Origin of the sequence: Pseudoroseicyclus tamaricis (assembly GCF_012070395.1) — a bacterium.
In the GTDB taxonomy this organism is placed as follows: domain Bacteria; phylum Pseudomonadota; class Alphaproteobacteria; order Rhodobacterales; family Rhodobacteraceae; genus Pseudoroseicyclus_A; species Pseudoroseicyclus_A tamaricis.
Genome location: NZ_JAAFYS010000001.1, coordinates 504,039 through 529,642, shown reverse-complemented (window position 1 = coordinate 529,642; position 25,604 = coordinate 504,039). Strand labels below are relative to the sequence as shown.

21 protein-coding genes and 2 pseudogenes are annotated in these 25,604 nt (G+C 63.4%); 8 read left to right on the top strand and 15 right to left on the bottom strand.

Annotated features, from left to right (window positions below):
• Nucleotides 1-53 precede the first annotated feature (53 nt).
• Entirely contained in the window at nucleotides 54-1,139 is a 1,086-nt protein-coding gene (locus GY170_RS02460) for a tyrosine-type recombinase/integrase (protein WP_235923993.1), read from the top strand.
• A gap of 11 nt (nucleotides 1,140-1,150) precedes the next feature.
• Nucleotides 1,151-1,438 carry a hypothetical protein gene (locus tag GY170_RS02455; protein ID WP_203531142.1) on the top strand — a complete coding sequence of 96 codons (288 nt, stop codon included), beginning with the start codon at nucleotides 1,151-1,153 and terminating at the stop codon, nucleotides 1,436-1,438.
• A gap of 224 nt (nucleotides 1,439-1,662) precedes the next feature.
• On the opposite strand, the gene GY170_RS18330 is transcribed toward GY170_RS02455, so the two are convergent.
• Genes GY170_RS18330 through GY170_RS02440 form a run of 4 tightly spaced genes read right to left on the bottom strand, consistent with a single transcriptional unit; the run spans nucleotide 1,663 to nucleotide 4,401 of the window.
• Nucleotides 1,663-2,448 carry an argonaute/piwi family protein gene (locus GY170_RS18330; RefSeq protein WP_203531141.1) on the bottom strand — a complete coding sequence of 262 codons (786 nt, stop codon included), beginning with the start codon at nucleotides 2,446-2,448 and terminating at the stop codon, nucleotides 1,663-1,665.
• A complete protein-coding gene (locus GY170_RS18325) occupies nucleotides 2,370-3,107 on the bottom strand; it encodes an argonaute/piwi family protein (RefSeq protein ID WP_209316604.1) in 738 nt (245 codons plus the stop codon). The genes GY170_RS18330 and GY170_RS18325 overlap by 79 nt, the downstream gene beginning before the upstream one ends.
• The gene (locus GY170_RS02445; RefSeq protein ID WP_163889640.1) at nucleotides 3,107-3,694 is read right to left on the bottom strand and encodes a hypothetical protein; all 588 of its coding nucleotides are present in this window, start codon (nucleotides 3,692-3,694) and stop codon (nucleotides 3,107-3,109) included. Before GY170_RS02445 ends, GY170_RS18325 begins: the two co-directional genes overlap by 1 nt.
• On the bottom strand, nucleotides 3,628-4,401 hold the full coding sequence (locus GY170_RS02440; protein WP_268895025.1) for a DUF4365 domain-containing protein: 774 nt from the start codon (nucleotides 4,399-4,401) through the stop codon (nucleotides 3,628-3,630). The genes GY170_RS02445 and GY170_RS02440 overlap by 67 nt, the downstream gene beginning before the upstream one ends.
• Before the next feature lie 178 nt (nucleotides 4,402-4,579).
• Between GY170_RS02440 and GY170_RS02435 the strand changes: the two genes are divergently transcribed.
• The 4 genes from GY170_RS02435 (at nucleotide 4,580) to GY170_RS18635 (ending at nucleotide 7,227) form a co-directional block, all read left to right on the top strand.
• The gene (locus GY170_RS02435) at nucleotides 4,580-5,311 is read left to right on the top strand and encodes a hypothetical protein (protein ID WP_163889636.1); all 732 of its coding nucleotides are present in this window, start codon (nucleotides 4,580-4,582) and stop codon (nucleotides 5,309-5,311) included.
• Between the two features lie 3 nt (nucleotides 5,312-5,314).
• Nucleotides 5,315-6,112: a DUF6883 domain-containing protein gene (locus tag GY170_RS02430; RefSeq protein ID WP_163889634.1), complete on the top strand. Its 798-nt coding sequence runs from the start codon at nucleotides 5,315-5,317 to the stop codon at nucleotides 6,110-6,112.
• A gap of 374 nt (nucleotides 6,113-6,486) precedes the next feature.
• Entirely contained in the window at nucleotides 6,487-6,882 is a 396-nt protein-coding gene (locus tag GY170_RS02425; RefSeq protein ID WP_163889632.1) for a tyrosine-type recombinase/integrase, read from the top strand.
• Between the two features lie 51 nt (nucleotides 6,883-6,933).
• A complete protein-coding gene (locus tag GY170_RS18635) occupies nucleotides 6,934-7,227 on the top strand; it encodes a GNAT family N-acetyltransferase (RefSeq protein WP_203531139.1) in 294 nt (97 codons plus the stop codon).
• Between the two features lie 433 nt (nucleotides 7,228-7,660).
• Here the strand turns inward: GY170_RS18635 and GY170_RS02415 are convergent, their stop codons facing one another.
• The 10 genes and pseudogenes from GY170_RS02415 to GY170_RS18425 all read right to left on the bottom strand — a co-directional run.
• On the bottom strand, nucleotides 7,661-8,035 hold the full coding sequence (locus GY170_RS02415) for a hypothetical protein (RefSeq protein ID WP_163889629.1): 375 nt from the start codon (nucleotides 8,033-8,035) through the stop codon (nucleotides 7,661-7,663).
• A 46-nt stretch (nucleotides 8,036-8,081) separates the two neighbouring features.
• Nucleotides 8,082-8,231: pseudogene (locus tag GY170_RS18665) on the bottom strand (IS5/IS1182 family transposase); the annotation flags it as partial.
• Nucleotides 8,232-8,557: 326 nt separating this feature from the next.
• Entirely contained in the window at nucleotides 8,558-9,337 is a 780-nt protein-coding gene (locus GY170_RS02410; RefSeq protein ID WP_163891112.1) for an alpha/beta fold hydrolase, read from the bottom strand.
• Between the two features lie 423 nt (nucleotides 9,338-9,760).
• Nucleotides 9,761-9,922: a hypothetical protein gene (locus tag GY170_RS02405; protein ID WP_163889627.1), complete on the bottom strand. Its 162-nt coding sequence runs from the start codon at nucleotides 9,920-9,922 to the stop codon at nucleotides 9,761-9,763.
• A 28-nt stretch (nucleotides 9,923-9,950) separates the two neighbouring features.
• Nucleotides 9,951-10,904, bottom strand: coding sequence for a fatty acid desaturase (locus GY170_RS02400; protein WP_235937779.1), 954 nt, complete (start codon nucleotides 10,902-10,904; stop codon nucleotides 9,951-9,953).
• A 461-nt stretch (nucleotides 10,905-11,365) separates the two neighbouring features.
• Nucleotides 11,366-11,653 (bottom strand): alpha/beta hydrolase family protein, encoded by a 288-nt coding sequence (locus GY170_RS02395; RefSeq protein WP_163889623.1) that lies wholly within the window; start codon nucleotides 11,651-11,653, stop codon nucleotides 11,366-11,368.
• Nucleotides 11,654-12,047: 394 nt separating this feature from the next.
• Complete coding sequence (locus GY170_RS02390; RefSeq protein ID WP_163889621.1) at nucleotides 12,048-12,479, bottom strand: hypothetical protein; 432 nt, start codon at nucleotides 12,477-12,479, stop codon at nucleotides 12,048-12,050.
• Nucleotides 12,480-12,521: 42 nt separating this feature from the next.
• Nucleotides 12,522-12,788 carry a hypothetical protein gene (locus GY170_RS02385; protein ID WP_163889619.1) on the bottom strand — a complete coding sequence of 89 codons (267 nt, stop codon included), beginning with the start codon at nucleotides 12,786-12,788 and terminating at the stop codon, nucleotides 12,522-12,524.
• 130 nt (nucleotides 12,789-12,918) lie between these two features.
• Nucleotides 12,919-14,055, bottom strand: coding sequence for a hypothetical protein (locus GY170_RS02380; protein ID WP_163889617.1), 1,137 nt, complete (start codon nucleotides 14,053-14,055; stop codon nucleotides 12,919-12,921).
• A gap of 495 nt (nucleotides 14,056-14,550) precedes the next feature.
• Nucleotides 14,551-14,687 (bottom strand): annotated as a pseudogene (locus tag GY170_RS18425) (integrase core domain-containing protein); the annotation flags it as partial.
• A gap of 59 nt (nucleotides 14,688-14,746) precedes the next feature.
• Here GY170_RS18425 and GY170_RS02375 point away from each other — a divergent pair.
• Both GY170_RS02375 and GY170_RS02370 read left to right on the top strand, forming a co-directional pair.
• On the top strand, nucleotides 14,747-16,003 hold the full coding sequence (locus GY170_RS02375; protein ID WP_328799880.1) for a metallophosphoesterase family protein: 1,257 nt from the start codon (nucleotides 14,747-14,749) through the stop codon (nucleotides 16,001-16,003).
• Nucleotides 16,000-19,410 (top strand): AAA family ATPase, encoded by a 3,411-nt coding sequence (locus tag GY170_RS02370; RefSeq protein WP_163889613.1) that lies wholly within the window; start codon nucleotides 16,000-16,002, stop codon nucleotides 19,408-19,410. Before GY170_RS02375 ends, GY170_RS02370 begins: the two co-directional genes overlap by 4 nt.
• A gap of 31 nt (nucleotides 19,411-19,441) precedes the next feature.
• Here the strand turns inward: GY170_RS02370 and proA are convergent, their stop codons facing one another.
• Nucleotides 19,442-25,315 (bottom strand): anti-phage protein ProA, encoded by a 5,874-nt coding sequence (proA, locus tag GY170_RS02365; protein ID WP_163889611.1) that lies wholly within the window; start codon nucleotides 25,313-25,315, stop codon nucleotides 19,442-19,444.
• Nucleotides 25,316-25,604 lie beyond the last annotated feature (289 nt).

The following is a 25,604-nucleotide window of genomic DNA, read 5'->3' as shown; positions in this document are numbered from 1 at the left end:
GCCGTCTAGAGTTGCCCCTGACGTGGCTTGTCCGCCCGTCTTATCATGGGCTTATGAAACGCAAACTCTCCAGCAAGTTCATCGAAGGGCAGAAGCCTGATCCGTCTAAACGCCTCGATTTTCGGGACGAGTTGATGCCGGGTCTTGTCCTGCGCATCAGCACTTCCGGCACCAAGACGTTTTGCCTGCACAAGCGCATCAACGGCGAAATGCGCCGCCTGACCATCGGACGGTTCGGCGTCGTTTCGCTGGCTGATGCTCGGGAGAGGGTGCAAAAGATCCTATACGAAATCGAGACGGGCTGCTTTGAGGATCGTACCGGCAAAGAAATCGAAAAGAAACCGACGCTGGGCGACGTGATCCCCGATTACATCGAGAAACACGCCAAGGTTCACAACCGTGACTGGAAGCGCAAGGAAGCCCTGCTGGCGAAGTTCACGACCCTGCACGGCAAACGTATCGACGAGATCAAGCGCGCCGATGTCGTGAAAGCCTGCGACGTGATCCACAAATCCGCGCCGGTCAGCGCGAACCGTGCACTGGCGCACCTCAAGCACCTGATGGGCTGGTGCGTCGAGCGCGGCATGATCGACGCCTCCCCCGTCGCCGGGATGAAACCGCTGTCCAAGGAACGGTCGCGCGAGCGCGTGCTGGCCGACGATGAGCTGGGCGCGCTGTCGACGGCCTGTGACGCCGAAGGCTATCCTTTCGGGGATTGCATGAACCTGTTGATCCTCAGCGACCAGAGACGCGCCGAAGTCGCTGAAATGCGTTGGTCGGAACTCGACCTCGAAAAACGCTTGTGGACGCTGCCTTCACAGCGCGCCAAGAACGGCAGGCAGCACACCGTCCCGATCACCGACGCGATGCTGGACGTGCTGCGCAGGGGGCCGAGGTTCCTCGGGTCGGATTTCGTGTTCACGACAACCGGCAAATCGCCCGTCTCCGGGTTTGGTCGCCTGAAAGACCGGCTCGACAAGACTCTGCCCGAAGGCACGGACCCGTGGATCATCCACGACCTTCGCCGCACGATGTCCACCAACATGGCGATGCTGGGTGTTCCCCAGCCCGTAACCCGACCGGCCATACCAAAGACGTCTGGTACTACGACTACCGCACCAACATTCATCACACATTGAAGAAAAAGCCGATGACTTTCGAGCATCTGCGCGAGTTCGTCGAGCTTTACAGAACGGGCGCGCTCCACAGCCGACAGGAATCATGGCACCCCGACAGCAATCCCGAAGGACGCTGGCGTCGGTTCTCGGTCAAGGATCTTCTCGCGCGCGACAAGGCGAGCCTGGACGTGTTCTGGATCAAGGACAGGTCTTTGACGGATTTGGATAACTTGCCCGAGCCAGAAGAACTTGCGGAGGAAATCATTGAGGACCTTGAAGCCGGTCTCGCCAGTTTCCGGGATGTCTTGGCGGCGATTTAGTACCGTCCTGCCATACTGGCTAAGGCGAGGACGCCGCGTGCTCCGTGGCAATGGGTGAACGGTTCAGTTTCCGAAAAGGAGGCGCGAAAATCCCGGAGTGCCCCATCGGTGCAATCAAAGTAGAGCCCCCAACACCCTACACGATACATGGGTGGCGCTACTGCGCAGCCTCTTTTTTTGGGAGAGCCTAACAATTAGGGGCAAGCGCCATTAAAACCAATCTACTACATGAAATAGCTGTATCGGGTTTGGACGCGGTCACACTCAGAAACATATTTGAGGATTTTTCCGACCTTGCGTGACGCGGCGATGGTAATTGGGTCTCGATTGTCAAACTGAGTGTTATTCCAGTTCATCTTGCTCAATGCCAAGATTTCTGCCGCATTATGTGTCACCGGCTGCGACGGGGCCTGCGAGCGGATCATCAGCGGCTTGGGAATGTACATGCCGGTGTAGGTCTTGAAGAAGTCCACTCCGCCCCGGCTGTAAATAACTGCGCGGTCGCGGTCCAAGCGCAACAGGGTGCCGCGCAGGGGCGGGAACTGCCCGTCGCGGAAAAGGCGGAAGGCGCAGGGGGCCACAGCCATGCAGTCCAGATTATCGATCCGGCATTCCTCCACTGCGGCGTCGAAGCCCGCCATTTCTTCGCGTTGGAAGGGCGACGTCTTGTGCAGTACCACCCGCGCCGGATACTGCGCGTGCCGGTCGTGGTATCGCTGCATCGACCGGGACAGCAGGTCGTGCGCGTGGGCCTCGGTCATGTAGGGCCGCCGGTCGTCCGACAGCTTGGCCGCGCGCCCGCCGCGCAGGATCATACCTTCGCCGCGCTCGTCGAACATCTGCGCGGTGCTGGTGTCTAGATACTCGCCGCTGTGCGACTCGTGGAAGCTGATGCCCACGAAGCAGGATCGCATCTTCCGGGAATCGCGCGCTAGCCGCCAAGGCAGGCCGCCCGCCTTGTAGTGAAGCGCCGTGAACAGATTCCACGCGCGGGTGGCGTCCTTCTGCACCTCTCGGAACTGTCAGTTTTTGTCATCCGAGGAATTTTGATCGTCGGATCGTAGAGCGTGGGCCAGAAAATCTGAATTGGCAGGCCGAAATCCATCGCCGCAATTTTCAGTCGCGCACGGAAGTCCACACCGGAAGGTGCCGCCTCACTCTCCACCACCTCGTCGTCGTCGGTGGTCACATTCATCGCGGCTATCACGTCCAGCGGCAAGCCAATCAGCACCACGTCCGGCCGGGTGTTGCCCTCAGCCAACGCCCGCAATTCTGCAATGAACAGGTCGCCGTAGCGGTCCGCGAGGTTCAGCGGGTTGCTATTCCTCAGCTTGTGCAACGCCCGCGCCGGTATCGTGTGGGTGTCCTGCTCGTCGCAGGTACAGGCCACGCGGAAGGGACCGTCCGCCGTGCAGCCGGGGAACGGCGGATAAAGGTTGGTCAGGCGGGTGTCGGCCTTGCCCTCGATGCCAGCGGCGCAGCGGGCTAACCAGCCCTGAGTCCCTTCCAGCGTTTCCGTGTCGCCTATCAGGCCCACCCGCACGGCGTTCGGCGCGCCGGTCTGTCCCGCGTCGAGCGGGCCGTAGTCCATCAGGCCGAACCGAATTTCGATGTGGCGGTGGGCCTGCCCGAACTCCAACTCCGCTTCCGGCAGGTGGGACAGCTTCATCACAGCAGCAGCCCCTCCGTGTCCGGCGGGGTGGCGCGCACCGGCTTCCACAGATCGTCTTGCACACCGAAGTCCGCCGCCAACTTGTCGGCGGGCGTGAACGTCAGATACGGGTATGCTTGCTGGAACATATCTTCCTGCTCGTCGGCGCAAAGGTAGGCGCGCCACATGACGAATTGACGGCGCACATCCGGGTCCCACTCCATGCGCTTGATCTTCGACAGGTGCTCGCCACCGAAACCGTCCTTCTCCCTACCGTCGCGGGTGAAGTGGTAGGTTGGCGTGATCTGCACAAACCAGTCGTCCTCGATGCGGATGAACTGCCACTTGAACGCCGAATGTCGCCAGAATCCCTTGTACTGCTTCGCTACAAAACGGCCCGGGCTCTTCTTTTTTTCCGCAAAATAGCCAATCTTGCGATCCCGTTTGCCGGGGTTGGGGCGAAAAAACATCGCGTGGTGATCGCGGTCGTAACTCATGTCGCGGCTCACCATCTCCTTCATGGCGCGGTTCAGCAGGTCTACGAAGTCACGTTCTCTGTACGGGTCGTCCGACAGCGACCACTCCGAGACGTCGAACTCCTCCATCGCGCCGGTATCACAGACCTCGCGCCACGACGGAGCGTCCAGATTGCGGAAAGAGAGTACCGCCCCGCCGCGAAGGATCGCCTCCCTTGGCGGATAGGGTCGTGTTCCTTCACTCTGCGCCAGAACTCGCCAACGCTCTTCGCATCGGTCAGTGCCCAGTACAGTGTCGTGGCCATAGCCGACACGCGCAGCAGATTGGTCGTCAACTCTTCGCTCCGGCGCGGCGCGGAATAGTAGCTGCCAGGGCGCGCGGTCGCTGCCACCTCGCGCACTGCGCGCGCGGCGTCGGCAGTGAACAGATCGGCGGTCTTGTCGAACTGCACCTTGCGGCTGGCGCGGTTCTGCGGAACGGCGAACCACGTCCGCACGTCCTTCCAGTAGGCGCGATCCTTGGTCAGATCGACCACGATCAACACCACCGGCGCGGTGCCGAACGTCCAGTACTCGATGTCGCGTTCGTCGCAGGGCCAGTGGAAGCCCAGCTCGGACTCACCGGGCAGGCGGTTGCCGGTGGCCTTGCTCCGAAACTGGACGATCTGATTGGCCACCTCGCCCGTTTCCGGGTCGCGGATTTCGATTGTGCCGTCGATACCGGCTTCCACGCCACCAGTTTCGTAGAATAGGTACTCCATGGCAGCCACAACCTTGCGGATGTGCGCTAGCCCTTGTTCACCTTTTATCCCAGACGCATGTATCTTCTTTGCCAAGACACCTGACCACAAATTGTCGATGCTACTCGGTAGACCGCTACCATATGGGGTGGACTGTTGTTTTTCAATGTTTCTCCCAGCTCTAGTTAGGTTTGAGCGGTATGTCAGCGAGGATCACAATGTGGCCAAGAGGTTGCTCTTTTGATCTACGACAAATCCTGAGAGGTGCGCGACGATGAGACAGTCCGAGTTTCCGTGCCTGTTTTTCTTTAATGGGAATGCGCAGGGCGTCAGGGAACCAGCACTAAGTTCATTTACAGCCGCACTGCTCGCAGCAGTATCAAGAGCCGACCCAGATGGCACAATAACCACTGAACTGCGTGGGGGCCTGCCTTTGCTTTCAGAGTTCGCACAGAAGGTCACTGAAGTCTCCTCAAGCGAAAGGCGGTCAAGTCACACGATCTCTCACGACATGTTGCTCTATCGAATGCTTCTTTGGGACATGTCGGAGGCGCTCGGAAACCAGCGGCATGGCCCAAACCCACGAGAAATTCTCGATGTACTGCGCTTGCGGCAGGAGGAGTGCCTCGCTCTTTCCCATGTTTCGAATAGCGTCCGCCTCAAATGCGACGAAATGCTTGGGCAACAACCTGGGTATGTTGGATCGTGCGAAATTGACTTGGGAAACCCGCTTTTGCGACGCGCGTTTTTCGATGGATTGATGCACCTCGCCTACATTGAAAACGGCGCCGTCATTCAACAACGTTCAATCGAGGGCTTCGAAGAGTTTGAACTTGAGGGGGCAGCAGACTTCAAGCCGGGTGGACTGAGCTGGGTTGACTATTCTTTCGTGCAGGTTCCGGACCGACTAAAGTTGGCCGAAGTCGGGTTATCGCAGCGCGGTCGCCTCTCGTTGGACCGCTTTGAGCGTAAAACGCATGTGACGGTCGAAGGTCGCGTCTTTTAAAAAATGACTCAATCTTCATGGTCAACCAAGGACGTAAGAGAGTTTCGGTTTTCCTCGGCCGAGCCCGGTCACGATGTACTGCAAGCCATCATGCTAGAAGGAAAATTCACCGACTTCCTGTTCAACTTCGACCACGAGAAGGGTCGGTCACGCGCAACATTTTTCGTGGACGAGCTTGGTTTCGCGCCCGAAGACCGGCGATTTCTCGCCGCTCAGTTTTACGACGGGCTCTTGTTATCTGAGCCACGAGACCTTGAAATCCAAGAATGGCACGGCGGTTACGGGGCGCGTTTTAACAGCCTAGTGAACGTGACTTCCAGGACGGGCAAACAAGGTGTTGTCCGCACCGGCTGGATGTTGAAGCCAGACGAGCTTCCAAGTCTATCTACTGCGGTGCCCGACCGAAGTTCGCCGGGCATAGTCACGCCCGAAACACCACCTGTGATCTTCCCAGAAGCTGACAGCGACGCGAAATGGTCCCGGCTGTTCGAACTTGCCGATGAGTGTGCGCGGGTTGCGCATGCCGCCACCTTACCAACGCCGATGATCTTGAGGGACTTTGGTGTAATCGAGGATGGAGAATGCGGGTCGGCTAGCATCTTGATAGAAGATGGTCGGCGCAGTTTTCCGCGGTGGCTGTTGCGAACCGGCAGGGGTGACCGTGGATATCGAGGAGGGGTGAAAATCCCGTGCCTCCTGCCCTCGCAATCAGTTGAACGCGCAGAAGCGTATGCAAGTGCTTTTGCGCGCGTTCTCGCGCTCAACGGCATTCCAGCACGGATTGAGGCGAGGCTCACATAAGTTTGCAGGAGAAATTCCTGAGACATCCTCGCCTTGTCCCGCACAGGAAACTGATACCCCAATGATACCCACGAGCAATGTCATGCCGGCCTAAGCGTCGAGCCATAGTGTAGGATATTGTTTTTATTTTTTTGTGGTGCCCGGGGGCGGAATCGAACCACCGACACGAGGATTTTCAATCCGGCACCGGGAGAACTGCGCTCCCGCGTTCCGCCGGCCCATGATTACCGCCCGATCCTCTTGCGCTTTCTGCTCCTCACCGGGGCTCGACTGGACGAGGCCGCCACCTTGAAGGTGGAGGACATCGACTTCGACAACCGCCACTGGCGGAAGCCTCACATCAAGTCGACAAGAGGCGGGCCACGATCTCAGTCTTGCCCCTGTCCCAGGCGGCAACCGACCTCTTGCAGACGCTGCCGTCAGTCACAGAGGGCGGGCCGCGCTCGCTCGTCTTTCCCAACCAAGAGGGCAACCCGATCGGGAACTGGAACCGCTTCCAGAAGACATTTCACGAGCTGACGAGCACGTCAGGCTGGCATCGACACGATCTTCGTCGCACAGCGGCAACCCTGATGCTGGCGCTTGAGGTGCCCGCCTCCACGATTGACCGCATCCTGGGACACAAGGACCCACTTCGCCGGGAGCATGTTAGCGGCGCGGCGGGCACATACCTCCGGGTGGCCGAGAACCTGAAGGGTCGCCGCGACCCGCAAGCTGCCGCGCTGCAGCTTCTTGCCGATGCATTGTCCGATATCGAGGGAACGATCTAGCGCAGCATTGCACCAAGCGACTTAAACTGGGGCCGCAAGGCTCCGATACTTTTGCGCAATTTCCATCGCATCTCATTCACTCCGGCCACGGTCCAGCAGAGCCGGAAGAGCCGTCGAAAATGCCTCGCGGCGGAGGGCGCCCGTGGCCGCGGCGTCGGCCGGGCACTTTGCGACGCCGCCTTGGCGCAGGCGGATGGCTACGACACCATCCGGCTCGACACCGGGCCGCTGCACCACGAAGCGCGGGCGCTCTACTGCGCCGCCGACTTCACCGAACGCGGGCCCTATATCTGGGTGTTGCCCGAGCTTGCAGCGGGGCTGGTCTTCATGGAGCGCCGGCTCTGAGCTTCTTGCCCTTCGCGCCAATGAATTGGGAAGCGGAGCACCGGAATTGAAGCTTCATCTTGCGCCAGGGGATCCACCGCAGCGCACAATCAAACTCTCTTTTCGTCTTCGCGTTTCCTGAGCTTCGCCCCGCGCTTTACCACAATGCCCTCAAGCCTCAATACGAAAACCGGGTTCAACGCGAAAGACTTCCTGAGCGCACGCTCAAAAGGAAACTCCGGTTTCTGACCATCGTCGACGCCCACTTCCGCGGCATCGGTCGGCTTGGCTACTAAGGCGGCGAAACCCCAGCCTACACAAGGTGTTTTATCGGCCTGTCCGCTGCTGCAATCGTGCCTCGCACTAGTCTAGGGTGATTCCGGCTGTTGGTAGAATGGACACAACAAGAAAAGGGCAACTTGTTTCACCTCGCCATGAGCGCACGAAGGTTGGGCTAGTCCGTCAGGCCTTGCCTGCGCATGCTTTCCCGAACCTTCGTGACCAAAAGATGCGACCGCCGGCCAATTCTTCCGCGTTCTTTAGCCGCTAGCTCCTCAAGTATACCCCACGCCTCGTTTTTGCGCTCATGTTTCTGAGGGAGGAAGTTTGCTGCCCAATGGCGAATGTCTGCGCGCTCATGGTTCAACAAGAACGATAGTTCTGCGTCATCTTCCCCTACGCTTTTCATAAATTTCCCAATCTTCTTCGTAAGCTGAGTCAGCCTGATATTTGGATCGACCTCGTTCTTGACAGCAGTTTTTCCGTATTCTTCTATCGCCTCGATTTCATCGACAAGTGAGGCAAAGCAATCATAGCGCTGCATTTCCATTACCACTCTAGAATCTTAGCCACAGTTACTTCTCTCCCCGCAATATATGACTGCAGAAATCCGTGAGGTAGGCGCCGTTGCTGCTTAGGTCGACGCGGTGATCAATGGACTGCAGCAGGTGATCCTGCGGGGCGTGATGCTCTAGGGAGAACTCCTAGAACAGCGCCGGTTGCGCCTCCTGCCTCGGTCCCATCATCGTCGATCCTCCCGCCCATTGGCAGAATTGAATCAGCACGACACCCCTCGATCAAGCAAGAGTTTTTGAACGTAACACGCCCCACCTGACCGCTTGTGCCGACCGCAGCTAAGGTCTGCTCCCGGCCCAGAGCTGCCATTGGCTTGATGGTCGAACGCTGCGATGCAGCTTCACGATATCGGCCATTCATCCCTCGCGCATCATTTTCGAAGGTGAAGGTCGGCGGAGCGGGCAAAGGAAGCATCCGCTCGAGTTATCTCCGTCTCATCATGCAGTTTCTCGAGGAGCTGGATCGCGCGTGGTAGGTCACGTCAGGCATCCGCGCCTCATCTCGCCATCGTTTCCAAGATGACCTCTGCGGCCTCCTTCGGGCGGTCCCATTGCGGGAAGTGGCCACACCGCTCGAACCAGTGCAACCGCGCGGTGGGGAAGGCCGCTTGCGCGCGTTCCGCCTGACGTGGCAGCAGGAGACGATCCTGACGGCCCCAGCCAATCGTCACGCGGCCCGGAGGTGTGGCGGTCCCCTCCTGCAACGGACCACGCGCCAGTTCGCGCAGCATCGCGTCGAACACGTCTGTCTCGGCTATGGCCGTCAGCTCGTTCCGGACCAGCAGGGGATCGAGGGCGCCGGGCCTCGCCGACAGTTGCGCGAGCAGAACGGCCCGCGCGGCGCGGCTGTGCGAGAGCGCCGGAATGCGCCGCCGCAGGAGGCGCACCAGCCGAACCGAGGCGGCAAGCGTGGAGCGGAACCACGCCGTCTCCCAGCCGCGCCAGAAGCCGCCCGGATCAAAAGCGACCGTGTGGCCGCCGATGCCGCGCCGTGCCAGTTCCAGCACCAGCCGCGCACCGACAGAACTGCCAACGGTATCGACGCCGGCGAGCCCGTTCCGGTCGATGAAGTGCTCGAGCGCGTCCGCATAGGCGGCGATCGTCTGGCGTCCCGGAAGCGCCGGAGACCCCCCGTGCCCAGGCAGATCGACCAACACGACCTCGCACTCGCGAGCAAGCATCGGCAGGATGCTGTCCCACGACCGGACGCTTCCACCCAGCCCATGAACCAGGAGCAAGGGTGATCCGGCACCGTGACGTTCGCAATTCAGTTCCATGCTCAAGCAACGCTCGGCAGCGGAACTGGTTGCGCCGGTGGTGCTAGTAGCCGACGGGTCGTCGTGCCGCCGGCGCCGTGCAGCAGATATCAATTCCTGACCCCTGTGCGGCCGTCTCGCCGCAGTCAAGGACGGCTCAGAACTGACATTTGAACCCGTCAGCCAAGATGGCCCCCGGCCGGACCATTGCTACCGTTCGGCGGCCGATTCATCGGTGCGGTGCGGCTACAAAAGAACCTGACAGTCGAATATCGCGCCGCATCTCCGCAGCTGAGATGACAGCTGAGCGGGGCGAAGCTGCCGTTTCGTGCTATGCCGCATAATAGTCTCATGATGCCCAGCTTGCCTAGCCTGCACCCGGCCGCGGATCGGTCCGCCGCAAAATGAATGCGGGGCCGCCCGAAGGCAGCCCGACATTGTCTCTCAGCTCGATTGCGTCGTGTCAGGCGACGCTTCCTTGTTCGCCTTGCGGATCGCGTAGGCCGTCGAGCGGAAGCGGCGGGGGCCGCGGGAGCTGCCGGGCTTGGTCGGAGCCTCAAGGAAAGCTTTGAGGTTGAAGGGTTTCTTCGGGGACGAATAACCCATGTCGGGATCCTTTTTGAGGGAGGGGAAATCAGGCGGCCATGCGGGGTGGTGCCATCTGCGGCACCGCGCGCGCTTGGCGGAAGGTCATCAGTTGCCGGCGCTCTTCATCCCATAGGTGCAGGCGGGCGCAGCGGAAGCTCTGCCAGAGGGTCAGCCGCTGGGCCATGTCGAGCGCCGGATGGTCGCGCAGAACTTCGGCGAGCCGGTAGAACGGCACGCGCGCGTGCAGGTGGTGCACGTGATGCGCCCCGATGTTGGCGGTGAACCAGGCCAGCGGAGCCGGCAGCACAAGATGTGAGCTGCCGTGCAGGGCGGCATCATGCAGGTCCCACTTCGGCTCATGGTCCCAGACCGTCTTCTCGAACTGGTGCTGAACGTAGAAGAGCCACATGCCGATGGTGGCGCCGACGAGGATTGTGGGGCCGATCGCATAAAGCGCCGCAGGCCCACCGAGCCATATCCCGATGCCAAGTATCACGGCTATGGCGAGGTTCGTCAGCATGGCGCTGACCCAGTAGCGCCGGCCCGCCCGCATCTGCCCGGCCGGCACGCGGTTGCGCAGCACGAAGACGAATGCGGGGACGATGCCGAACAGGAATAGCGGGTGACGATAGAGGCGATAGATCGCCCTTCGCAGCGGCGAGAGTTGACGATATTCGCCTACGGTCAGCGTGGGAATGTCGCCGAGGCCGCGCTCATCGAGATTGCCGACGGAGGCGTGGTGCAGCGAATGCGACCGCCGCCAGACATCAAATGGCGTCAGCGTCACGACACCGAGGATACGCCCGACCCACTCGTTCGCGGGCCGCGAGCGAAAGAGCGCATTATGGCTGCAATCGTGCTGGATGAGAAACAGGCGGACGAGGAAGGCGCCGTTGACGGCAGCGATCCCTGCCGCAAGCAGATGGCTTATCGAGAGCGCCCAGCAGGAAAGGGCGAGCAGAGCGACGAAGGGAACGACCGTCAGCGCGAGCTCGAGCACGCTGCGCCTCGGCGAGGGCTCACGATAGGCCGAGAGCACACGGACCCAATCTCGTCCTGTCGGCTGTGGGGCGGTCTGATCTTGAAGATCTCGCAATCGGGAAAATGTCCTGTCGGGCTGGGGTGCCAGGGAAGAGCGCACGGTTCAGAGTGCGCAAAAGGCAACCGGTAAGTGACGCCGCAGAAGCGTCATCAGGGAACGGATGGCTAGGAAACCACGCCGGCGAATTAGACAAGCTGGCGGTCGTTCGCCGGCGTAAGATTCTGTTCCGTCGGCGAGATAGGAGAACGGATTTATCTCCGCTCCTCTCTCAATGTAGGTCTAGTCACGGTGAAAGCACTCCCGACCGTGGAATAAATCGGCGCTGGATCGGCAAGTCGCTGAAACGAGAGGGGATATGTCTTCCGATCCGGCCCGTTGCCCGGGAGGTTGGCGACCGAAATCGGCCGGGCTGAAGAGCATTAGCCCTGCGCTGCGAAGAAGCGGACCATTTCTGCCGAGGCATCCGGGCCCGTAGGATCGGTGAAGGAGCCTGTCTGCGAGTCTTCGGCCCAGGCATGGCCTGCTCCGGCCACCTCCCACACCTCCACCGGGCGACCCGCGGTGTTCGTGCCCACGGTCACCCGGGCTGAGCGCCCGCCAGTGGCGGTGGTGCGGGTGGTTCTGCCCGTCAGCGGGCCGGTGATCTGATGGGTGTTGCCAGGGGCGACGGTCGTATCCGCCAGCCCCTGGTACACGATGCAGGGCACCAAATTGTTGGTTTGCCAAAGCGCTAAGGTCTGCTCCACGCTTGGGATGACCTCGCCCGCTGAAGCAGCGAATGGCCGCTTTCCGCCCCTCCAGAACCTTAGTCGTAGCCGCAGCGAAGGTCCGCTTCCCGCCCATTCCGTTGATGAACTCGCCGGGCCCGCCACCGTGATTTGCATTCAGGCCTTGAATGTCGTCTCAGTTGAAAAACTCTCGGGCGAACGAATTCGCAGTCTGCTGATCTACTTTCCTCTTGCGCGAGCACGCGCTGCCGAGCTGGCCAAACGCGATCCGCCCCACCCGGGGAGGGGAAAGCGAAGCGCCCGACTGAGACCGTCACCGTTGTTTATCGCCTTCATGTCAGCGTCCCCTTCCGGCCGGGGCCGCCAGGGACACTCAGCTTTCGCTGCCGCCCCGCGCGATCCTGGCGCGCGCTTCGCGGTCGACCTCGTAGAACGTATCGCTGACGCTCAAACCCTTGAATAGATCGCCGACGCTAAGACCACGCTCCTCGAGGACCTTGAGAAACGTCCTGATTTCCGCGCGCTCGGCCTCCTGCTGGGCCGGGGAGAGACTTGCAAAGCGGCGCTGTTCAGCCTCATCCTCGCGCTGCGATTGTCGGTCGAGCTCGGCCATCTCGGAATCGTATTCCGCTTTCAGGCGGGCGCGGTAGGCCGAGACTCGGGCAGGCTCGGCATCGATGTCTCGCTGCTGCGCCTCGAGCCCGCGAGAGATGCGCCCGGTGAAGGATGGGAGGGGCTTCGGCCATGGCACGCGACCCGTCGAGGGTCGCATGGACAGCACCTCAGCGAGGACATCGGCTTCCACGGCGACGAGTGCGGCTTCCGCGTTCGGAAGGTCCCGCTCGATTTAACTGATGCGGCTCGAGTGATAGGCTACGTCGTCGGCGAGGCGGCGGGTTCGGGTTTGGACGGGGTAGCTGTCGACCCCGTGGTTGCCGTAGCGATCCGCGGCATAGGCCTCCGGGTGGCGACGGAAGACGTCGAGCTCTGCCTGCGCCTGGAGGCGTCGCTTGTGATTGTGGATGAGGGAGTCGCGCAGATCCGTCACGCGCGCCTGTGCGCCGCGGACCCGGGCGGCCAGTTTCTTCGGAATGTCGGGTTTGGAGGGGGCCATGTTTACCTACCGTCTCAAAAAAAGGAGAAAGGTGTGCGATCCCCCGGCGGCTCTGGCCTGCCGCCTCCGAGAAACCCCTATCAGGGATTTCCGGCAGAAAGACAGACAGGCGGACGGAGAGGTCCATGCGTCAGTCCGAAGCCGGGGGCTCGATCCCGAGCCGAGAAAGGAGCCGGCGGAAGTTCGTGTCGCTGTCGTCGCCCTTCCAGCGATTGGCGAACCAGCACACGATCTGGATGTTGCCGATCTCGTATCCGAGGCCGCTGTCGATCCGATCGGGAGAGGCCATCATGTCGCGGTCACTGACAGGCGGCAGATCGAGCGGCAGTCCGGTCAACTTGCAGAGCCCTTTTTGGGCGTGGATCAACTCGGCAACATGTTTCATGAGATTCTCGCGATCCATCGACGTGGATTTGGGCTTCACCCGTCGCTCGACGATCTGGCCGTTTGCCACGGAAACTGTGGCGAGAATGCTTCGCGCGATCTCGAAGGCGGCGATCTCGGCCGGGCCGTAGGTGGAACCGGCTCCGTGCCTCGATGCACCAGTTGCCTGGCGGGTTCTCTTCCAGCTGCCGAGCACCCAGAGAAACGAATGAGCGTCGATCAGGCGCAGCACCGGGTCGTCCAGTGCTTCGGCCAGCATTGGGCGCAGGCCATGAACGATCTCGAGAAACCCCCCGTAGTTTTCCCATTGGCATTTCTGCACGAGCTTGTAGTCGAGACCAAGCTCCGCCAGTCCTGCCTGCAATCCCTTGGGACGCAGCGGGGTGAACCGGTCGATATCCCTGAGGAAGAACAGATACCCGATCAGGGGGTATGCGCGGCCGAAGTGCTCGACGGCGCGGGAAAAGAGCCGTTCGTCGTCAGGCGGATCGGTCGGGGCATAGAGGTCCAAGAAGAAGCGCTCCATCTCGCCCGTCCGGCCGTCCGCGAGCGCCTTTTCGAGCGGGAACTGGGTCCGCGTATCGGGACCGTTCCGATCGTCGATCGCGAGAAGGTTGTTGCCCGGCACGGCGATGGCCTGCACCATCGACGCGAGGATCTTGCCGGTGCCCACATCTTCCGCCGCCCAGTTTTCGGCCGCCATGCGCCGCCGCGCCATCGCGTGGACGCGACTCTTGTAGCCCTCCTCCCCCTGGAGCACGCCCTGCCGGAAGGAGACGAAACGCCGTCCGCCGGCCTCGTTGACCGCGACGATCTCGCGGAAGAGATCGAGCGCCCCGTCGAGCGTGGCGCGGGAAACAGGTGGTTCTGGATTGTCGAGCATGGCGTCCCGGCGGCTGTGGGCTGAGCCCACTATGCAGCCCAACCCCGAGTCGCTCAATGCGCGTCGCTGGGAGGGTCGAAAATGGTCTCCTTCGAGAATTCGTGCCGGAGCGCCCTTGTGGAGTTGGTAGTGTGGGTGGCGCACCACCCCCTTCCGGGTCGCTTGCGCCTCGGCCTTGTCCGCAGTGACAAGTGCCTCGAGGCGCGAGGGCGTGCCGGCGGTTCTGGTGCCGCAAACGCTGGTCGCGCACCACGATCGCGTAGCTGCGTGCCGAAGGGTGCGTCCAGTGCGCATGGACGACGCTCGCGGTATTGCTCAACGCTGCCACACGGCCAGCGGCTCTCGTGGCAGGAGGCCGAGCCGAGGAAGAGACTGGCTTCCGAGACGCCGACCGGGCCGGGCTTCTACGTAAGCACCCTTTCGGTGCCCAAGCAACAAAATCGCATTGTTCTCCAACAGCTCAGACGAGCTCGGGCGGGACGGCTTAGACCCCGCTTAAAAGTTGGCTATCTCTAGGTTTCGTTCCTCTTTTGAACGTTGGTGAAGCTCCCACGGTGTGAGTCTGTAGAGGTCGTATGGGGGCGATGGTAGCTATAGTCGTCGCGCCAAGCCGTGATCAGGACACCGGCATGGCTCTCGAGGGAGCAGGTCGCCAGAGCCAGTATCGCAGGCGCGCCATTCTTCAGATTGCATGCCCTCAATTCTAAAGCGAAGAGTTGTGGTCTCCATCTGGATGGATATGCTCCAGTGTATGCGCCTTTTGCATGCTGCTGATCTTCACCTCGATTCCCCTTTTCGCTCTGTAGCTCTTCGGGACCCCGCTCTCGGGGAGCGACTGCGCACGGCTTCGCGGGATGTCCTAAGGAGAATCGTTGATCTTGCCATCGAGCGTCAGGTCGATGCGCTAGTTCTCGCGGGGGATATATTTGACACCGGAGTGCCCGATGTCACCGCACGAACAGTGCTTTCTATGGCGGTGGCGCGGCTTGGCGCTGAGGGCATCCCAACAATCATGATCCGCGGCAACCACGATGGACTTCTTGATCATGCGCGTTACGGCCCGCTGGGAGAGAACGTCTTGCTTCTAGATCGCGAACGCCCGACCGTGGATATCGGTGAAGCGAGCTTTCACGGCTTGTCTCATGGCGGTCAGCCCGAGACGCAGAGCTTTCTGCCCCAATACCCGCAGCCTGTTCTTGGCCGGATCAACGTCGGTCTGATGCACTGCTCACCGGACGGGACGAGCGGGCACGATCCCTACGCCCCTTGCTCGATTTCTGATCTGTTGGGCCACGGCTACGACTACTGGGCGCTCGGCCACATCCACAAGCGGCAAGAGTGGCGCAGCGATGGAGCGCTCGCGGTCATGAGCGGAATTCCCCAGGGTCGCCACATTCGCGAAGCGAATGGGGGCTCGGTCACGCTCGTGGATATCGACGGACTTGGGGCGCGTGCAGAGGCCCTTCCCGTCGGTCTGGTAGCCTTTCGCCAGATGGAGCTGCCCATGCCGGCGGAAGAGGCACAGGATGTCAGAACGGATCGGGTGCGCAAAGCACTGGCCGCTGGCCGCTCAGGCGATGCCCCCACGGTGCTGCGGGTCATGATGTCGGGCCCCGGTGCGCAGGTTTTCTCTGCCCAGTCCGGCGAAGCGGCACGCTTCCTCGGTGCGCTCGCCGAGGACATTGAAGGAGTGCATCTTGATCGCGTGCTGGTGCGCGCCGGAAATATGCCAGAAACTGCCGCTCTCGTTAGCGACCTCGCGATGGCGATGCGCGAGGAGGTGAAGAGCCCAGGCTTCCGGGATGAGGCGGAGCGAATACTGGCGGATCTCCGGGACGTTCTGCCGTCCGAGCTGCGCGAGGTGCTGGACGCCGGTGAGCTAGACGAACTAATCGAGGAGGGCTTGGCGGCGGTCGCGGCGCGGCTCTCTCAGGCGCAGAATCCGTGAGGCTGCGCCGGCTCGACCTCGCTCGCTACGGCCGCTTCGAGGGGACCTCTCTCGACTTCGGGAGCGCGCGCGAAGGACCGGACGTGACGGTCATCTTCGGTCCAAACGAGGCCGGCAAGAGCACCGCATTCGCCGCTTGGCTAGATTTGCTCTATGGGCTTCAGAGGCAGGGCCACCCATATGCTTTCCGCTTCGAGCGCAAGGACCTGCTCGTCGGGGCCGAGGTAGAGACGGCGGAGGGGTCGCTCGTGCTGCAACGCACGGCGCGCAACACCGGCTCCCTTACGGATGGCAGTGGACGCGAGGTGGCCGATCACCGCCTTGCGTCACTGCTTCACGGCCTCGACCGGAATGCCTACCGCACTCGTTTTTCGCTGGACGATGCCGTGTTGCGCGCCGGCGGAGAGGAGATCGCCGCCGCGAAGGGAGATCTTGGCCGTCTGCTCCATGCCGGCACCAGCGGGCTTTCCGGCCTTTCGCGCGCGCTGGACGAGGTGAGGGAGGATGTGGAGCGCTTCTACAAGAAGGGTGGCAGCGCGCAGGTGCTGCCGGCCGCCAAGCGGCGGCTGAAAGAGTTGGAGGCGGAAATGCGCGAGCGGCGGCTCTCGCCCACACGCTTCGACGCGCTTCGCACCACCGCGACGGCCCGCGAGGCGGCCGCGCAGGAGGCGCGCAACGCCGTGGCCGAGGCGCGCCGCGCGATCGCCTATGCCGATGCTGCGGCCCGGCGGCGGGAGCTGCGTGCGCGTCAGGCGGAACTGGCAAACGCTCTGGAGGGGTATCCCACGGGTCCCGCCCTGGCGCAGGGAGTCGCGCATGAGGTGGTGCGCATCGCCGCCGAAGCACGCGAGGCCGCCGAGCGGGAGCGGCGCGCCAATGAGGACTATGCCGAGGCGGCCAGGCTGCTGTCCGAGGAACTGACGCCCGATCCGGAGGGGGTCGATCTCGGCCCCTTGCTCGACGATCTGGACGGGCTGCGGTTCGACGACCATCCGCTTCTGCTGCGTGTCGCGGGGGCCGAAGCGGACCTGGAGAAGCGGCACGCGGATCGCGACCGGCTCGCGGCGTCTGCTGACGATCTGGCGAGTCGTCTTGGCGGCGAGGGAGCGGAGGCCCGGGAGATGCGCCTCGCGCCGGCAACACTCGACCTTCTGTCGTCGCAGCTTCAGGAGGTGAGGGACGCCGAAAACGATCTTCGCGGCGCGAGGGAAGCACTGGCCGATGCCGAGGAGGGGCAAGGTGAGGCACCGGCTGTCCCTCGAGGAGAGGCGGCGCTGGCCGAAGCTTGGGAGCGCATGAGGGCGGAGGCGCCGGATCTGGACGCGCTGCACGAGGCAGAGGCAGAGGCCGTCGCGGCGACCGGGTTGGCGGCAGCGAGCCTTCCCATAGGCTGGGAGGCGCGTCTGTCGGCGGAGGGGCTTGCAAGCGAGGAGGAGGTTTCGGCGATGGTGCAGGCGGCGGCGCGGACCGCCGATGCGCAGGCGGTTGCAGAAGAACAGTGCGACGATGCGATTGCCGCGCGCGAGGGGGCAGAAGCGCGTTACGCCGCCGCCGCAGCCAACCCTGCGGCGATGGGTATCGCGGAAGTCCAGCGCCGCCGCCTCGCACGGGAACAGGCATGGTCCACCCACCGCGCGGCCCTCGATGCGGAAACGGCCGAGAGCTTCGAGGCCGCGATGCGTGCTGACGACGAGGCCACGGCAGCCCACGCGGAGGGGGCCGAGGCGCGCGCGTTGCTGCTGCGCAGGTCCGAGGAGCTTGAGACGGCCCGCGCCGGGGAGGTAGCCGCCAAACGTTCTGTCGCGACCGCACGGACCGAATGCGGGGCCGTAAGCGACCGGCTGGCGGTGCTCGCCCCGCGTCTCCTGCTCAACCCGGGCACCCCACCGGATTCCTTGCTGCCCCGCCGCCGAGCGCTGGTGCTCGCGCTCGAGGCGGGGGCGCGGCAGCGGGCGGCCACCACAGCGCGAGAGCGCGCAGAGGATCGATTGGCTGCACTTGAGCGCGGGCTGAGAGAGGCCCTCGAGACGAGCGGCGTGTCCCGGGACGACACGCCCCTCGGCGTCGCCGCCAAGATGCGGCTGGCGGAGTTGCGCGAGGCCGGGACGGCCCTCGCGCGGTGGCAGGCCCGGGAGGAACAGAGGGCCGGACTGGTCCGGCAGGTGACGCGCGCCCAGGAGCGGCTCGCCGCGCGCAAGGCCGATCTGGCCGACATGGCCGAGGAAAGCTGGGCAGGGCAGATGGCGCCGGCCGCCCTGCGCGAGGCCTTGCCGGTGGCCGCTGACCTTGCCAGGACCCTGGACCAGCTGCGCGACCTGGATCACCGGATCGCCCGCATGGAGCAGGCGCTGGAAACCTTCGAGGCGGTCGCGCCGCGCATTCGCGAGGTGGTCGGACGTGCCGCCACCGCCGAGGCGCTGGTGCGAGCGGCACGCCAGCGCCGGACCCAGGCCGAGCGCATAGCGGCGGAGATCGCCGCCGCCGCCAGGCGGCGTGACGACGCTGCCGACACAGCCCGCGAGGCGCGCGTGGCGCAGGAACAGGCGGCCGAGCGCATCGCGGAATTGCTAGCGGGGCAACAGGTGCCCGAAGGCGTGCCGCCCGACCATCTCGTCACCCGATTCGAGGAGCGTGATGGCCTGCGCAGGGAGCAGGAGCGCACGGAAGCGGAGATATCCCAGGCCGGACGGGATCTCGACTCGATGCGGCTCGCCGAGGAGGAGGCCGACCTCGACCCGGCCCGGCGCGCCGGGCTTGCCGACGACCTGACACGCGCCGAAGACGCCAGCGCTGCCGCGGACCGCGAAGCCGGCGCCGCGCAGCAGGAGCTTGCCTCCGCCCTTAAGGCCGGCGGCGGGGCTGAAGCCGATCAGGAGAGGGCCGCGATCCTAGAAGAACTGGCCGGCGGCGCGCGAGAGGCGATAGTGCGCGCGATCGGCGCGGCAGCTGCGCGCACCGCTTTGCGCCGTCTCGGTGAAAGTCGCCGCGGCCCAATGCTGGCCGATACCGAGGCCGCGTTCCGCCGGCTGACCGGCGGCGTCTGGTCACGGCTCGATACATGGGTCCAGGGGCAGGACGAAAGGCTTGTCGGGATTTCCGAAGGACTTTCGGTGCCGGCCGACTGCATGTCGACGGGGACCCGGGCGCAACTCTATCTCGCGCTGCGCGTAGCGGGCCACGCGGCCTTCGTCCGCGACGCGGGGCCCCTGCCCTTCGTCACGGACGACATCCTCGAGAGCTTCGATGATCAGCGTGCCGCCGCGGCCCTTGACCTAACGGCAGAGCTTGGGAGCCGCGGACAGGCCATCCTGTTCACCCACCACGCCCATCTGGTGGAGATGGCGCGCGCGCGGATCAGCGGTGTGCGGGTGATCGAATTGCCCGGCAGGAATGTCACTGCGGCGTGACACGCGTCGGCCCCCGTAAGATAGTGCCCCGCTATGCGTTGTGTTGCGCGCACCACTCCATGCAGGCAGTGAGATACTCCCGCGCGTCCTTGCTTAGTCGTTCGATACCCAACAGTCTCGCCAAATCGAGCGTCGGATCTTCGGCCGAGGCAAGACCGCGCTCGTGTCGGTCGATGGTGCTCGCGATTTCAGCCGGGGGCACATCACGGATGGAGCGGTCTCCCAAGGGTCGAGGCGGAATTCGCGTGGCGTAGGAGCCTGGCGGCCAGACGAAGACGCAGCCGAGGTCCTCATGCCGCTCCGCGCTTCCCAGTGCTGTCTCGACCCGCGCGGCAATCCGATGCCCGGTGCGTTGCCAGCCGTGTAGCTGTGCCACGCTGCGGGCAAGACGCGACATGGGGAGTGGACCGTCCGCCTCGATCGTGCTGGCCACGATCCGTTCGAGCGCGGGCAGATAGCTCGCCTCGTAGAAGGCCTCCGGATTGGGCTGCGGTTTGCTCGCATCTGACTCGGGCACATTTCGTGCGGAAGGCGCCTCGGCATAAAGGGTGGCGTGACGTTCTATTGGCGCCTCAAGTTGGGGTGTCAGGCTCGTCGGTTCGACAGTGTCGTCATGTGCTGAGGTCCTAGGGGCACCTGTTACCGCACCGTCGATTGATGGAGCGGGAAGCGCGAGAGGCGCTGTATCGGCGGTTTCTTTCTCCGCCTCGAGCTGTGCGTCCTCTGACTCACGTCGGACCCGATCCGCCTCCAAAGATTTCTCAAGGGCAGCGTGGAGCCGCGCGACGACATCCGCCGGGTTCTTGAACCAGTCGGTCGACCACACCCGCAAGATCTGCCATCCCAAGCCCTCGAGAACGGCTTGCCGGATCTTGTCGCGGTCTCGAGCCGTGGCCGATGAATGATAGGTCGCGCCATCACATTCGACGCCGGCAAGGTAGGTCCCGGCGTGGTCCGGATTGACCACGGCCAGATCGATCCGGAATCCCGAGACACCGATCTGCGTGCGAATGTCCCATCCCTTGGCCGCCAGAGCGGCAGCGACCGCCTCTTCGAATGGGCTCTCGGCCGGTCCGAGACTTCCGCTTTCGCGGGCAGGCAAAGCGATGGAGCCGCGCTCCGCGTAGTCGAGGAACGCCTTGAAGTCGGCGACGCCTCGGGCACGGGTGCGTCCAAGGTCGATGTCATGCGCCGTCAGCGACGCGAAGACATGCATCTCGGCCCGCGCGCGGGTCACCGCCACGTTCAGGCGCTTCTCGCCTCCGTCCGAATTCAGAGGACCGAAGGCCATTGCCAACTTGCCGGCGGCGTCGCGTCCGTAGGTAACGGAAAATAGCATCACGTCGCGCTCGTCGCCCTGGATGTTTTCAAGGTTCTTGACGATCAGCGGTTCTTCGCGCTCTTCCTCGAAGAACCACTCGAGCCGCGGGTCCTGCCGACGCGCTTCATCCAGAAGATCCTGGATGAGCTCCTGCTGTGGCTGGTTGAAGGTGATGACACCGAGCGTGGGCCGTTCATCTTCGGGCTTCGCAAGCCACTCGGTCAGTTGTGCCCTCACCCACGCTGTCACGGCCTTCGCCTCTGCTTCGTTCGTGCGGCTCTTCCCACGGTCGAACTGGCCGCCGACCTTGTGGAACACGAGTGCGTCCGATCCCGTGGTCGGGCCGGGGAACGTCACGAGACCGCCGTCATAGTAGAGGTGGTTGGAGAACGCGATCAGTGCCTCGTCGCGGCTGCGGTAGTGCCAGTCGAGCCGACGCGTAGGGATGCCCGCAGCACAGACCTCATCGAGGATCGAGGGCATGTCGCGCTCGACCTCGGGTAGGTCCTCCTCCGCGTCGGTGCGACCGAAGAAGTTGGTGGGTGGCATCTGCTTGGGGTCGCCGACGACGATTGCCTGGCGACCGCGCGCAATCGCCCCGACCGCATCCCATGTCGTGATCTGCGACGCCTCGTCGAAGATGACCACGTCGAAGGCCGGCTGTCCGGCCGGGAGATACTGTGCAACGGAGAGCGGTGACATCAGAACGCAAGGCGCCAGCTTCGCGAAGCTGTTGGGCATTTCCGACAGTAGGCTGCGGATCGGCATAGAGGGCCGCTGGAGCCCGAGCTGGTGACGCAAGGTCCCCAACTCGGAATTGCGCGGCACCCCGTCCCTTGTGGGCAGACCGTTTGCGATCCGGCGCAGGACCTCGGACGGTGCCAACCGCGCGGCCGCGTCGTCGAGCGCGCGGAAGGTCTGGATCTGATGCTCGTGCTCCCAATGTGCGAAGCGGCGCAAGTCCTCGGAAGAGTCCATGGCGAGCGGCAGCCACCACGCAGCATAGGCGGTCTTGAAGGCCTCGGCCGCTGGCTCGGTCAGCCGATCTTCAACGAGGGCTTCGATCAATGGCGAAAGACCAGCCGCCTCTGCCGCGCTCCTCGCTTCATTCCATCGCGTCCAGTCCGCCAGCCGGGCGCGTTCTTCCCTGATCTTGGCGAGGCCGGTCCGGATCTGCTTGAGCGACGCCTCGCCCGGCAGACGTCCTCCGGCCGTTGCAAAGGCTTGCACCGCTTCCGCCATGGCCGACTCGGCCGCCGCAAGGCGAGCGACGGCGTCCCGCTCCGGTCCGGCGCGCAGGCTGGCGAGGGCAGCCGAGGACTGACCGAGACGCGCGGCGTCGCTTGCCTCGGATGCAAGCATGCGCACCGACTCGCGATACCGGGCGGATTCGGAGAGGAGTTGGTCCAGTGCGCCGAGGTCTGCGGTCTCGCCCTTGGCCTCTGGCACCACGGTGAGGGGTGAGGCGGCCATCTGTTCTCTGGCGGTCCGCAGCCGCTGAAGGGCCGGGAGATCGCTGCCAGGGTCGGCCACGCCAGCTTCTGCGTAGCTCTGGAGGACCGAGCGGACCCGGCGCTTGGCCAAGGATGAAAAGGGCCAGAACTTGGCATGCGCGGCACGCCAGTCGGCGTCCAGCAACTCCAGCGGCGCCCGGTCTGCCGCCTCGGCACCGTAACTGGCGGCGAGCCGTCGACGTGCTTCCGTCGCTTCCTTCAGGGCCTCTGCGAGACGGGTCCGCTCCGCCACAAGCCGGGCCTCGGGGAGATCCGGAACGTTGGAGAGGTCTCGTGCATCCTCGGCAATCCGCGGCGAGAGTGCCGAAAGGCGCTTGCGGCGAATTTCAGTTCCGTCGGTATCGGACGGGAGACCGAGCAGAGGGGACACCTCGGACAGCGCCTTGAGCAGGTCTGTCGCTGCGGCGTCCAGTTTCTCGGCGGCATTGAGGAATGTCGCTTCCCATCCGAATGACCAGTCGTCCGCGTCCACTAAGTCGAGGGATGGCCCTTCTCCGGCAACGGCGTGGGTGCGGCCGGCGGCCTCGGCAAGATCGATCAGGCGCCGATAGCCCTCGGCGTCATGGGCGTCTTTCGAAGCGAAGGACAGAGTGAAGGCAGACGTGCGCCCAGCCAATTGGGCGATGGCGTCGAAGACGCTGAACCCCTGGGTGCCAACTGCATGCAGTGCTTCGACGTAGGCGTTCAGCCTGTCCCGTGCGACGCGAAGGTCCTCCGTAACCTGGACCCATTCGGCGCCAGTATTCCGTGCTGCCCGATCCCAACTGCGTCCGAGTTGTGAAAGCACCGACTTGCGGTCGGTCTTGTTGGAATGAAGCTCGAGCACCGCGTCACCGAGACCCTGTGCGGACAGACGACGATGGACCACGTTGAGCGCTGCCGCCTTCTCGGCGACGAACAGAACCGTCTTACCGCTTGCGAGGCACTGTGCGACGATGTTGGCGATCGTCTGGCTCTTGCCTGTGCCAGGCGGCCCGATCAGCACGAAGTCTCGCCCTTCGGAGGCTGATACGACAGCGGCGAGTTGCGAGCTGTCCGCCGGCAACGGCGTAACAAGATCGGCCGGAGTTACTCGCCGGTCGAGGTCATCGGGCCGGATTTCCGGTGCCTCGTGTCCCTGGAAGGGCTCGGCCGGGTTGTCGACCAGATGTGCGACCAGTGAATTCTGCCGCAGGTCGTCAGTGCGATCGACGAGATCCTTCCACATCAGATATTTGGCGAAGGAGAAGGTTGAGAGTGCTAACTCTTCCACCACCTCGAACCCGGCTACATCCCGGACCCGCATCCGCATCTGTTCGAGGATCAGCGGCACGTCGATGCCGCTTTCGTCGCGCGGCAGCTCTCCCTCAAGCTCGGGCACCTTCAGGTCGAAGTCGCGCTTCAGGAACTCGAGCAATGTAGAATTGATGCGGACGTCATCCTCGTGATGAAGAATGCGGAATTCCGACTGTGCCGACTTTCGCTCGAGACGTGCCGGGATCAGCAGGATCGGCGCGCGGTAAACCCTTTGATCGCCCTCCGACTTCTTCCAGCGCAAGAAGCCGGCGGCAAGAAAGAGGGTATTGGTCCCGCCCTCCGCCATGTCGCTCTTGGCCTTGCGGAAGAGCGTCGTCAGTCGTGCGTTCATCTCCTTGCCCGTCAGGGGCACCGCGATCTGGCGACGCGCGATGGCGTCTGCCGCCACGCCTTCCTCGACCCTTGCCCGTTCCTCGGGGCTGAAATTGCGTCTTCCCACGGGATCGTCATCTCGCAACGCGAGCAGCGTGAACGCGCGCCCGTCGGCGAGCGCATCCTCGAGCGACGGCACGTCCGGGCAGAACAGGGGGATGGTCTGCTTGCTTTCCTTGAAGTTCAGCAGCCGGTTCATGAGCGTCAGGTCGAGCAGCTTGCGTTGCCAGCGCTCGATGCGCCCCTTCGGAGTCGATGGCGTCTCCTCGACGAGTTCCCCGGGCAACAGGCCAAGGTCGAGAGGTTTGGGCAGCGCCGCCGCAACTGCTGTCTCCTGCGCAGCCTCGGCGGTCTGACCTTCTCTATGGCTCGCAAGTGGCCGGATGCGGGCGGCACGCGCACGGGCGATATCCACCGCCATGACGAATTCGGCCTCACGCTCCTCGGACAGCCGGCGGCGACCCTCGTCTACTGCTTGTTCGAATCTGATGGCCGGACGCTTCGTCAGCAGCGTTGTCTCGAGGGCAACGAAGTCTCGGGCGTGGATCGCCTTGCGCAGCGTCACCGGATCGGGCTCGGTCACATGACCGAAGTCGCGCTTCGTAAGCCAGACACCCACCCAGGCGTGACCCTCGGAAAACAGCACGGCAGGGTTCAATCCCGCCGCCTCGAAGGCGGCGGCGAGAAGGAGCGCGGTGTCGAGGCAGGTGGCAAGGCCCTCCGACGCAATCCGTTCCGGCCCCCGGATTTTTTGTCCCTCACGCTCGAAGGAGGCCGGTGGAACGGCATACGCCAGCCCCATCGCGGTTGCAGCCGACCAGATGGCCCCGGCAAGCATCCAGACGCGCCCTGGGTTGCCCGACTGATACCCGTCGAGAGAACCATCCTCCCCCGAGCGCTCCAGCAGCCGCGATGCCTCCTTCAATAGACGTGCCACCACAGGATCGTTCGGCGAGACGAATGCCGCCAACAGGTGCGCCATGTCACCGACGCCACCCCATTCGTCTCTTGCGAGCAGTTCGATACGGTGGCGTTGCGTGACGAGGCTCTCTCTGCCCACCTCCACTTCGAGCGTCAGTTCTCCGGTTTCCGCTTCATCCAGTCCAGAAAGGCGGGCAAGATCAAGCGGGGTCGACAGGTCCGAGAGTCGGCACTCCGCACCGGGAGCGATACGATCTATCGTCCACGACTTTTCCTGGAAGATCGCGGGTGACGAAGCTAGATGCACCCGCAGATCATGCACCGGCCCGTCGCCTTCGTTCCGGAGCACCACGGACTTCAGGATGGACACATCGTTCTGGGCCGAGGCAAAATTGACCCGATGCACGCTGGAGACGAATAGCTGGAGGCCGCCTGGATGTTTGGGTGAACTAGAATCGCGGATACTGAAAAAATCTGTCATGACAATTTTGATTTATACTGCTTGCACTGGAAGAATCTCTTCAAAGAAGCGGATATTTTATTTTACGTCCACATTTTTCCACGCGAGCGCATTCAGCGCGGCAACCCCAGACTCGCTGTCGACAACGATTAGTCGAGCGGAGCGCGGCCTTCCGGGCCTTTCCTCGCCCTTCAGCGAGCCACTCTAGATTGCCGAAGACGACCGTGAGCCAGAGCCAGAAGACGATCTGAACATCGAAGACGAACTCGCCGCCGAGCGCGGTGCGGACGAGGAGAATGGCGCGACGGTC